This window comes from Cognatishimia sp. (genome assembly GCF_964229375.1).
Lineage (GTDB): Bacteria > Pseudomonadota > Alphaproteobacteria > Rhodobacterales > Rhodobacteraceae > Cognatishimia.
The window spans coordinates 1-10,388 of the sequence record NZ_CAXREH010000220.1; the positions used below are offsets into that span (position 1 = coordinate 1).

Genomic DNA, 10,388 nt, shown 5'->3' on the forward strand with positions numbered 1-10,388 from the left:
CCAAACCTAGCAAAAACAGATCAAAAACGTATCTCTCAACGATGATAACAAACATAACGCGGGGTGGAGCAGCCAGGTAGCTCGTCAGGCTCATAACCTGAAGGTCAGAGGTTCAAATCCTCTCCCCGCAACCAAATAAAAACCCCAGAAAACATAAAAGAAATCAGCGGATAACGGCTTACCGTGACTATATTGCATTGGATTAGCCCGTCCGAGATTGTCGCATTTTATGTGGAATAGGCTGACACTAAATCTATTTTTCCCATCATCATCGGCTCGATAGTTTTGCGCAAACTGAATCTGCGGGTCTGTGAAGCCTTTGGTGATCAGACCGCCATCGTTAGGCGGTGCTGATACCCAGGCGCAAACGCTTTATCCGGCCCGCATCAACTGGATATCAAGGATCAAGATGATGGAAGATCGCAAGCCTTTGAACGCAGGATCACATGTCAAAGGCATGGAGACTGTACCGCTTTTAGACCTAACGGTTCCGGCGGTCCTCGCGCGTGCCGTGGCCAACTACTCTGACAACGAGGCCGCGGTGTTTACAGAAGAAGGCATCCGCTGGACCTATGCAGAGTTCGCGGACGCTGTCGACGGTCTTGCGGCGGGTCTTGTCGATCTTGGCGTTGAAAAAGGCGACCGAGTCGGGATCTGGTCCCCGAACAAAAGTGCCTGGCTGCTTACCCAGTTTGCGACCGCGCGGGTTGGGGCAATTTTGGTTTGTGTGAACCCGGCTTATCGGCCCTATGAGCTGGAGTATGCGTTGAACAAAGTGGGGTGCTCAACGCTGATCACCGCCGAGTCCTTTAAGTCTTCCAACTATATCGAGATGCTGCGTCGCCTTGCGCCAGAGCTCGATAGCTGTGCGGCCGGCGCTTTAGTTTCGGAAAAACTGCCCCATCTAAAACGTGTCATTGCAGTTTCAAAGCAGAACCACGCGGGGATGTATACCTTCGCGCAGGTGCAGCGCCCCATCGCCGAGGTGGATCGCGCCAAACTGGATGACTTGAGTGCGGCGCTCAGCAGTGAAGAACCGATCAATATTCAATTCACCTCTGGCACGACCGGCAGCCCAAAGGGCGCATGTCTGACCCACCACAACATCGTGAACAATGCGAATGCCGTCACTAACACGATGCATTTCACACCCGCCGACCGACTGTGTATCCCTGTGCCGTTCTATCACTGTTTCGGTATGGTGATGGGAACGCTGGGATGCGTCACCAAAGGCGCAACGATGGTCGTTCCGGGCGAGGCCTTTGATCCCGAGACGACATTGCAAGCTGTCTCTGATGAAAAATGCACCGCGCTTTACGGCGTGCCGACGATGTTTGTGGCGCAACTTGCCCTGCAGAACTTTGAAAGCTTTGATCTTTCAACCTTGCGGACAGGTATCATGGCAGGGGCGCCTTGCCCGATTGAGGTGATGAAATCGGTCCAAGCGAAAATGAACATGTCCGAGGTAACGATTGCTTATGGCATGACGGAAACCTCGCCTGTGTCGTTCCAATCCGATGTCGATGATCCGTTGGAAAAACGGGTCAGCACGGTTGGTCGGGTGCATCCGCATGTCGAATGTAAGGTCGTCGGGAAAGATGGACAAACCTTGCCAGTGGGTCAGCAGGGCGAGCTTTGGACCCGCGGGTATTCGGTGATGCAGGGCTCTTGGAACGACGCGGATAAGACCAACGGTGCAATCACTGAAGACGGCTGGATGCAGACCGGCGATCTGGCGGTGATCGATGCCGAGGGTTATTGCGATATTACGGGGCGTGTGAAGGACATGATCTTGCGAGGGGGCGAAAACATCTACCCGCGCGAAATCGAGGATTTCCTGTTCACGCATGACCAGATTGCCCAAGCGCAGGTCTTTGGAATTCCTGATGAGAAATTCGGGGAGCTTGTCTGTGCCTGGATCGTGCCGGTGCAAGATGCAGCCCTAACGGACGAAGATGTACGCGCGTTCTGTAAAGAGAACATCGCACACTTCAAAGTGCCCGCTCATATTCGGATCAAAGACGCGCTGCCGATGACCGTCACAGGCAAGCCGCAGAAGTTCATCATGCGGGATGAGATGGTTCAGGAGCTTGATGGCAGCGCATAGCCGACGCGGGGTGCCGCCGATTTCGCGCCCCCCGTTTCAGGCGAAATGAAAGGCCATGGCGCAAACCGCCGTGGCCCACCATCGCGATGCAGGCCGTTTGGGCACAGTTAACCTATGAAAATGAGACGGGAGAGTACCAAAATGCTTCCCAAAACGGGCCGTGCTGTGACAGATTGCCTTAACAAGAGGTAAGCTGTGCCAATCGAATTAAGTTATGAAATGATCGTCGTGCTTCTTATTCTAGGAGCGACGATTGTTCTGTTCACCACGGAACTCTTCCGCATCGATTTTACGGCCATTCTGGTCATGGTGGTCCTTGGGCTTTTGTCCCAGGTCTCGGGTCTTGAAAACCTAGCGGATCCGTCGAAACTGTTTGATGGCTTTGCCTCAAACGCGGTGATCTCGATTATCGCTGTGATGATCATCGGCGCTGGGTTGGACAAGACCGGATTGATGAGCCGCGTTGCAGGCGCGATCCTGAAATTTGGCGGCAAGACCGAAGTCCGCATTATTCCGATCATTTCAGGCACGGTGGGTGTGATTTCCAGCTTTATGCAGAACGTTGGGGCGGCGGCTTTGTTTCTGCCCGTTGTCAGCCGGATCTCGGTGCGCACGGAAATCCCTCTCAGCCGGTTGCTGATGCCGATGGGCTTTTGTGCAATCCTCGGGGGCACGATGACGATGGTCGGGTCGTCGCCTTTGATTTTGCTGAACGATTTGATCCTTTCGTCCAATGAGGGTCTGCCAGAAGCCTATCAGATGGAAAGCTTCTCGCTGTTCTCTGTAACGCCAATTGGCATTTGTTTGGTGGTGACGGGGATCCTTTATTTTCTGTTGCTGGGTCGCTGGGTTTTGCCGGGTCAGAGCTCCAAGACAGACGCGGGCAGCGGGCGCTCTGTGCGGGAGTATCTGAAAAAGATCTACGGGCTTAAATCGGATCTGGTGGAAGTGGTCGTGCCAGAGGGCTCGATCCTGCGCGGGCACAGTTTTGCGGACATGATGGTTGCGCATAACCTTTACATCATCGGCTCTTATCACCGTGGCCAAAAGTGGTTCACGCCGGTGCTGGATACGCAGATTGAAGATCCCTGTCGTCTGGCTGTGCTGGGACGGCGCAAAGTGATTCAGCAAATGGCCGACGCCTACGGTCTGGAAGTGCTGCCAGAATTGGACATTTTTGCCGAGTCCTATGCGCCGACGGTGGCGGGTGTCGCGGAACTGGTTATTCCGCCTGACTCTGACATGATCGGGCAATCCGCGCGGGATCTGTCCATGCGCAAAACCATGGGTCTGGGGCTGTTGGCGATCCACCGAAGTGGCGAGACCCTCAGCCTTGTGGAAACCGAAGAACACGACGCCACCAATGTCGGCCGCGAACCTTTCAAGGCAGGTGATACACTGGTGGCCTTTACCGCGTGGGACAACCTTGCCCGGATCTCGCAGGGCCGAGAGATGGTGGTGGTGACAGCGGATTACCCGCGCGATGAGTTGCGGCCCCATAAAGTGGGCTGGGCGCTGTTCTTTTTCCTGCTCGCGTTGTCTTTGATCCTGTTCACGGACCTCAAGCTGTCGCTGGCGCTGTTGACCGGCGCGTGCGGCATGATTGCAGCCAATGTTTTGCGTGTGGACGAAGCCTATGAAGCGGTCAGTTGGCAGACCGTGTTTCTGTTGGCCAGCCTGATCCCATTGGGGCAGGCGGTTCAGGCCACGGGGACGGCGACGTGGATTGCCCATCAGATCCTTGTCGTGCTGGATGGCTGGCCGATCTGGGGGCTTCAGGCAGGGCTGGCGTTGTTGGCGACCGGGTTTACGTTGGTGATGTCTAACGTCGGTGCAACCGTACTGTTGGTGCCGCTGGCGATCTCTATTGCCATCGAGGCCGGGGGCGACCCTGCGATCTTTGCGCTGACGGTTGCGATTTCGACGTCGAATTCCTTTCTGATCCCGACCCATCAGGTCAATGCGCTGATCATGGGGCCTGCGGGCTATAAGGTGACCGACTTCCTGCGCAGCGGTGGCATTATGACGGTGCTGTTCCTGCTGGTGTCTCTGACTGTGATGAACGTGATCTATTAATCGATCCGCTATTGTCGCAGTACGGGCTTTCCTGACCATGCGGTTTAGATCGTATCTGATTCCAAAGCCGCATGAAGAATTGCCAAAATTGCTGGGTGAAGACGCCAAATCTGCATTTGTGGATACGCATTTTGTAGATATCCATTGATATTTTCGCGACTTGTGGGGCAAGAGATAAGTCGGTGTGGGGTGAATTGTTGGGGGCCCCAACGTCCGCTTGAAATAAACCTTCTGACTACCGAGGGGTCGTGCCTTGAGTGACTTTTATTTCAACGCTTTGGCGGCTGAGTGCCGCCAAGGGTTAAAGGATGATGGATATGACATTCTTCACGTCGAAGACCTGTCCACCATTCGCAATCTTGTTGAGATTCTGGGCAAGCCCTACCTGACACCGCGCCTGTCACCGTTTTTGAACGATTTCACACCTAACAACTGCTTTTGGCTGCTGCTGACCCGTGGCGACGAGACGGTTGCCGCCGGGGGATGCCGATTTGATGACCTTGGCAATATGAAGCTGAGCCAGTTCTGGCAGAACTGCGTGGCGCGGCATTATGAGCGCACGGGCGGTGCCGTTCTGGACGTGGCCTCGCCGGTTGATGACTATCTTTCTGGCCGCTTGGCCTATTTCGGGGATCTGATTGTCCACGAAGAGTTTCGCGGTGCCAAGGCCGGGCGTGTGTTGAAGCGGTTCACGCATTTTGCGATTGCCTTTGCGATGCTGAAATTTGACCCTTCGGCGGTCTATGCTTTCGTGCGGGAAAAGGATGTCGGGCGCGGCGCTATGAAGTTCTATGGCTTTAACACCGTCATCCACAACGCGCAGACATGGTCCAACGCGCCCAGCTATCACCGCGATGACGATGCGTGCTTTTTTGTGACGCAGAAGTACTTCAGCTACTACGCCAAACTGTTGTCGGACTTACCGGAGAAGCTCTGACAGGTTGACGATCAGAGGGCCTTCTTCCTCAGAGTCAAAGCGGATCAGCAAGCGCAGGTAGTCCATCCGGATCCTGTCGACGTGATCAACCGCGTTGGCGTTCAGGCTTTCGATTGTGTAAAGAAACTCGCCTTTGGCAGCCAGTTGATAGTCCGCCAGAAACCGCATCCTGAGTTGCGGGGGGGCCGCGTCCAGAGATTTCTGAAGCTGTTCTTTGTCGGTGCGCTTCAACGTCTTGGATGTCAGGCTTTCCTTACCCATCCGGTAAACGCGCAGATGCGTGTCACCGTGCTGGGGGGCATAGAATATGTCGACCTGTTCCAAATAAGGCGTCAGCCCGCTGAGCAGCCCGCCAGAGCGGTAATAGATCAAAGCCAGCGAATGGGCGTCCAGCACCTTTTCATCCTGTGCGTGCCGCAGTTTGGTGGTTTGAAGCAACTGGTCGAACAAGGCATCCGACAAGGGTGTGACATCGCTTTGCGCCAGCAGGGAAGGCGCTTCGTTGCTGGCAAACCAACTCAGCGACGTATCCGTCACCTCTGAAATCTTGCAGACGGTCTCAAATGGAATATGGCGCTGGTTCGAAATTTGCGCGTGCAGGGTCTGATATTTTAGCCCCGCCGACTGGCAGAGCGCGCGAAGTGTGAGTTTTTTGTGCCGACAGAGTTGTTCAATACGTGTGCCAATATATGGGGCAGAATTAGATTTTTTGTTCATGTGTATAAAGATATCCTAAAAACTAGATATCTATGGATAGATCGCGCAGAAATGTCAATTACGATGTACCGTACCGGTTGTCTGTCCGGTTCGGCACATACCTAGATAGTTGAGAGCGCGTGTTAGCGAACGTGCTTGTTCAATCGTCGGCCGACCATCGAAAACACAAGGATCAGCACCAGCGTGAAAAAGATGAAATAGGCGGCGATGATCGGGTAGGGCACAAACGGGTTGAACGTCTTGTCTGCAAAGTAGTTCGCATAATACAGCGCGTCGCCCTTCTGGCGCCAGGCTGGAAAGCTGGCAAAGAAGACAAGCGCCGTTGCGTGGAACAAAAAGATCGCCTCGTTGGTATAGCTTTCCCACGCCAGTCGCAGCATCGATGGGAACACGATCCGGCGGAACTTGGTCCTTGGGGACATGCCAATGGCGTCCGCCGCCTCGATATCACCACGCGGGATGGCTTGTAACGCACCATAGAAAATCTGCGCGGTATAGGCCGATGTGTTGAGGAACAGCACAATCAAAGCCCCCAGCCAGGCTTTTGTCAGCCAGCGGGTTTCGACTGTAATCTCGATGAAGCCAAGGTTCAGATCATAGCCAAGCTTCGGGATCAGAACGAAGGTTTCATATGCGATGAAAAACTGAATAAACAGCGGCGAGCCGCGGATCACAAAGATGAAGCTTTGCGCGGGAATGCGCAGCCAGCCTTTGTCTGACGCCCGTGCGGTGGCAAGACCGATGGCCAGAAAGAACCCAAGCAAGAGCGCGAACAGCGCGAAATACAGGTTCCAGATCATGCCAGAGCCGATCAGCACAACATGTTCACAAAAGGTGAAATCAGTCTTCGGCAGCAGCCGCTCACCGATGCCAATCGCCCGAAGGCCGTAATCCTGAAGGGTCTCAAAACAGCTCATGTCGTGCCCCCCATGGTGGCCTGACCACGGCTGACCCATGCGGTCAGGCGGCCAAAGGCTTTTTCACTGACCCAGGTCAGCAACAGATAGAACACAAGCAAGACCATGAAATAGCCCAGACGCCAGTCGCCGTGCGGATAGTCAAAGATCGCAGTCTTTGATCCACCCAGTTCGCGGGCCCAATAGACCACGTCCTCGACGCCCAGCAGAAACAGAAGCGGCGTGGCTTTGATAAGGATCATCCACAAGTTCGACAGACCAGGCAGCGCATAGATCCACATCTGTGGCAGATGGATGCGGCGAAAGACCTGGCGCGGAGACATGCCATAGGCGACGCCGGTTTCCAGCTGGGCATGAGGCACGGCGTTCAATGCGCCATAAAGTGTGTTGGCGGCAAAGGCGCCAAAGACGATCCCGAACCCAACGGCGGCCAAGACAAAGCCATAGATCTCGTGGATCCATTGGGGAGCGGTGCCCAGCGGCATCTTCGCGTCTGGACAAACACGGAAGTCATTGCCCTGCCGGATCGGTTCGGCCCAGTCGGGGCAGAGGGCGACGTGGCGCAGGTATTCGATGCCCTGATCCAGAGCGATCAGCGCGAAAAGGAAAAAGATGATGTCAGGCACGCCCCGCACCATCGAGGTATAGACCCAACCCACCCAACGCACAGGGGCGATTTGAGAGCGGCGTGCAAGCGCTCCGGCAAAGCCCAGCGTCATGATCAGGGGAACGGTGAACAGCAAGAGCGTCAATACGGTGACAAAGCTGAAATAGAACGCCATGTGCTTGCCGTTGGTCAGGTAACAGGACCACCAGACAAGCCCGTCGAGGCTCTTTGGATCTGCGCAGAATTCAAACATGCAAGACTTTCAAAAAAAGGCCGCCCGGGGGGGCGGCCTCATTGAGTGTCGGGTGTGATTAGAACTTGACCATACGGCCGTCAAACCACTTTGCGATCAGCTCGGACAGGGTGCCGTCCTCTTTCATGGACGCAATCGCTGCATCCATTTTCGCTTTCAGCTCGCCGTCGGATTCGCGAACGCCCATGCCGACGCCGCCACCGATAGACACGCTGTCGTCAATGATGGTCAGCTCGCCGCCGGATGCGTCAACGATTGGCTTGAGGTAAGCGAAGTCCGCCAGAACCGCGTCTGCTTCGCCGGAACGAACGGCTGCAACGGTTTCTTCTGGAGTTGCGAATTCAACCAGAGTTGCGCCGGACTCGGCAATATATGCGGCCTGAATGGTTGCGGTCTGTGCTGCCACAACGCCACCTTTTACATCCATGCCTGCACCAGACAGGGCAACATATGCGGATGGATCTGGTGGGAAGTATTCCTGAGTAAAGTCAATAACTTCGTCACGTTCTGCGGTGATGGACATGCCCGCAATGATCGTGTCGTAGTTGCCGGATACGAGGTTCGGGATGATGCTGTCCCACTCGTTGGTGACCCAGGTACATTCCAGACCTGCGCGCTTACACAGCTCGTCGCCAACTTCGCGCTCGAAACCGTCGATTTCGCCGGAGTCGTTGATGAAGTTATACGGAGGGTAGGCGCCCTCGGTGCCCATGCGGATGGTTTCCGCTGTGACGGCGGTGGCCACAAAAGAAGCTGCCAGTGTGGCGGCCCCTGCGAGTTTCAGAAAAGTTGTCATAGTTAACTCCCTAAGATTTTGTTTTCGTTGGGTTGTCACAGGATGCTTGCGAAAAACGCTTTGCATCGCTCTGATTTCGGGTTTTCAAACACCTGCTCGGGCGGGCCGTCTTCTTCGACCTTGCCATTGTGCAGGAAAATTACACGGTTGCTGACTTCGCGGGCAAAGCCCATTTCATGTGTCACAACAATCATCGTGCGGCCCTGTTCGGCCAGCTTGCGCATCACGCGCAGCACTTCGCCGACAAGTTCAGGGTCAAGCGCCGAAGTGGGCTCATCAAACAACAGCACTTTCGGATTCATCGCCAGCGCGCGGGCGATTGCGACGCGCTGTTGCTGGCCGCCAGACAGCTGGCTTGGATAGGCGTCTGCCTTTTGTGCAATGCCGACTTCGTCCAGCACTTTCAGAGCTTCTTCGCGGACTTCGTCTTTGGGACGTCCAAGCACCTGAACCGGGCCTTCCATCACGTTCTGCAGCACGGTCATATGCGACCACAGATTAAAGCTCTGGAACACAAACCCAAGCTGACTGCGCAGGCGTTGGATTTGTTTTGCATCCGCGCCTAAGCTGCGGCCATTGGCATCTTTGCGGATGTTGACTTCTTCGCCATCCAGAACCACGCGGCCCTTGTCGGGCACGTTCAGAAAGTTGATGCAGCGCAGGAACGTGGATTTTCCCGATCCCGAGGATCCAAGGATCGAGATCACATCGCCCTCTTGAGCGGTCAGTGAAACGCCTTTGAGAACCTCCAGATCGCCGAAGCTCATGTGGATGTCCTCTGCGATCAACGCAGGAGCAGAATCGAGCAAGCAGTCCCCCCATAGCCTATTCAGATATGCGCATTCTCGCGGCGCATAATCCCGAAACACTGCGGCAAATAACTATGCTCTGCAAGTGTCAAAGGAGCAATCCCGCCGTAGCGTCAACAGTTCGACGGAAAATTGCGCGGGTGCCTGACGATCTGATGTGTCAGGCAAAGATTATCCGTCAGATGAAACGGATTCTTGCACAAAAGAAGCTTTAGGATCTGCGCAGCACGTAGATGTCCATGATCCAGCCATGTTCAGCGCGCGCTTTTGCACGAGAATCAATGATTTGATCGCTGACGTCCGCAAGCGGGCCTGACAACAGAATTTGCTGCGGCATGCCGACATAGCCACCCCAGTAAATCGTGGCCGGAACGTCTTTGACGTGTTGGAAAGAACATGCGCCGTCCAGCATCACCGCCAGCGTATCCACCCCATCCGGCCAGCCGTGATCACGCAACTGCCTCCCTGTCGTAATCTGAACTGCGGCACCCAGCGAATTCAGGGGGATCGCGTGGGCTGCCGTGAGCATCTGCAGCGAGGTGATGCCGGGCACAACGCGGGTCTGCATCTCGATGCCCTTTGCGGCCACACGTTCGGCGATCCGAAGTGTAGAGTCATAGAGGCTGGGGTCGCCCCAAACCATCAGCGCGACACGAGTCTGTGCGCCACCATGTGCTTGGATCAGGTCTGTCCAGATCTCTGCAAGGGCGTCATGCCACGTGTTGACGCCGTCCAGATATTCAGGCGTGGCCGCATCGCGCACGGGATAGTCGAACTCAACGATCTTTGGTTGTGTTTTCAGGAAGTTGGTGGCGATGTCACGCCGCAGGTCAGCCAGTTCTGTCTTGGCATCGCCCTTGCGCGGCAGCAAGATACGGTCCGCGTTTTCCAGACCGCGGATCGCCTCGAGTGTGAGGTGTTCGGGGTTGCCGGATCCGATCCCGACCAGCGACAGCGTGATCATCTAGGCCTCCGCCAATTCACCGAACAGGATCAGGCCCGGCGCGGTCGAGATCTCTTGTTTCAAGTGCACAGCCAGCGCTTCCATCGTGCTGCGTTGCAAGGTCTGTTCGGGGTGGCTGACGCTCTCGGCCAAAAGCGCGGGGCAATCGCGGCGCAGACCGGTTTGAAAGAGCTTTTCCGCCAGTTCAGGGAAGGTACGCTTTGGC

General features: G+C 55.4%; 9 protein-coding genes, 1 tRNA gene and 1 pseudogene. 4 read left to right on the forward strand and 7 right to left on the reverse strand.

Translation table 11 applies throughout. The features are described 5' to 3' along the window. Positions 1-57 precede the first annotated feature (57 nt). From ACEQWH_RS15625 to ACEQWH_RS15640, 4 genes are all read left to right on the forward strand, one after another. Positions 58-134: transfer RNA gene (locus ACEQWH_RS15625), tRNA-Met, on the forward strand. Positions 135-409: 275 nt separating this feature from the next. Next, positions 410-2,107, forward strand: a complete 1,698-nt coding sequence (locus ACEQWH_RS15630; protein WP_370232412.1) for an AMP-binding protein — start codon at positions 410-412, stop codon at positions 2,105-2,107. Positions 2,108-2,326: 219 nt separating this feature from the next. Then, positions 2,327-4,183, forward strand: coding sequence for an SLC13 family permease (locus ACEQWH_RS15635; protein ID WP_370232414.1), 1,857 nt, complete (start codon positions 2,327-2,329; stop codon positions 4,181-4,183). 253 nt (positions 4,184-4,436) lie between these two features. Further along, complete coding sequence (locus ACEQWH_RS15640; protein WP_370232400.1) at positions 4,437-5,120, forward strand: hypothetical protein; 684 nt, start codon at positions 4,437-4,439, stop codon at positions 5,118-5,120. Here ACEQWH_RS15640 and ACEQWH_RS15645 read toward each other — a convergent pair. From ACEQWH_RS15645 to ACEQWH_RS15675, 7 genes and pseudogenes are all read right to left on the reverse strand, one after another. Continuing rightward, positions 5,103-5,837 (reverse strand): helix-turn-helix domain-containing protein, encoded by a 735-nt coding sequence (locus ACEQWH_RS15645; protein WP_370232401.1) that lies wholly within the window; start codon positions 5,835-5,837, stop codon positions 5,103-5,105. The two genes, ACEQWH_RS15640 and ACEQWH_RS15645, sit on opposite strands and share 18 nt — an antisense overlap. Before the next feature lie 122 nt (positions 5,838-5,959). Continuing rightward, positions 5,960-6,754: an ABC transporter permease subunit gene (locus tag ACEQWH_RS15650; protein ID WP_370232403.1), complete on the reverse strand. Its 795-nt coding sequence runs from the start codon at positions 6,752-6,754 to the stop codon at positions 5,960-5,962. After that, the gene (locus ACEQWH_RS15655; protein WP_370232404.1) at positions 6,751-7,614 is read right to left on the reverse strand and encodes an ABC transporter permease; all 864 of its coding nucleotides are present in this window, start codon (positions 7,612-7,614) and stop codon (positions 6,751-6,753) included. The genes ACEQWH_RS15650 and ACEQWH_RS15655 overlap by 4 nt, the downstream gene beginning before the upstream one ends. A 58-nt stretch (positions 7,615-7,672) precedes the next feature. After that, the gene (locus ACEQWH_RS15660) at positions 7,673-8,410 is read right to left on the reverse strand and encodes a transporter substrate-binding domain-containing protein (protein WP_370232406.1); all 738 of its coding nucleotides are present in this window, start codon (positions 8,408-8,410) and stop codon (positions 7,673-7,675) included. Positions 8,411-8,445: 35 nt separating this feature from the next. Then, positions 8,446-9,219 (reverse strand): ABC transporter ATP-binding protein, encoded by a 774-nt coding sequence (locus ACEQWH_RS15665; protein ID WP_370232408.1) that lies wholly within the window; start codon positions 9,217-9,219, stop codon positions 8,446-8,448. A 211-nt stretch (positions 9,220-9,430) separates the two neighbouring features. Then, positions 9,431-10,183 (reverse strand): precorrin-6A synthase (deacetylating), encoded by a 753-nt coding sequence (gene cobF, locus ACEQWH_RS15670; protein WP_370232410.1) that lies wholly within the window; start codon positions 10,181-10,183, stop codon positions 9,431-9,433. Further along, positions 10,184-10,388 (reverse strand): annotated as a pseudogene (locus tag ACEQWH_RS15675) (uroporphyrinogen-III C-methyltransferase); the annotation flags it as partial.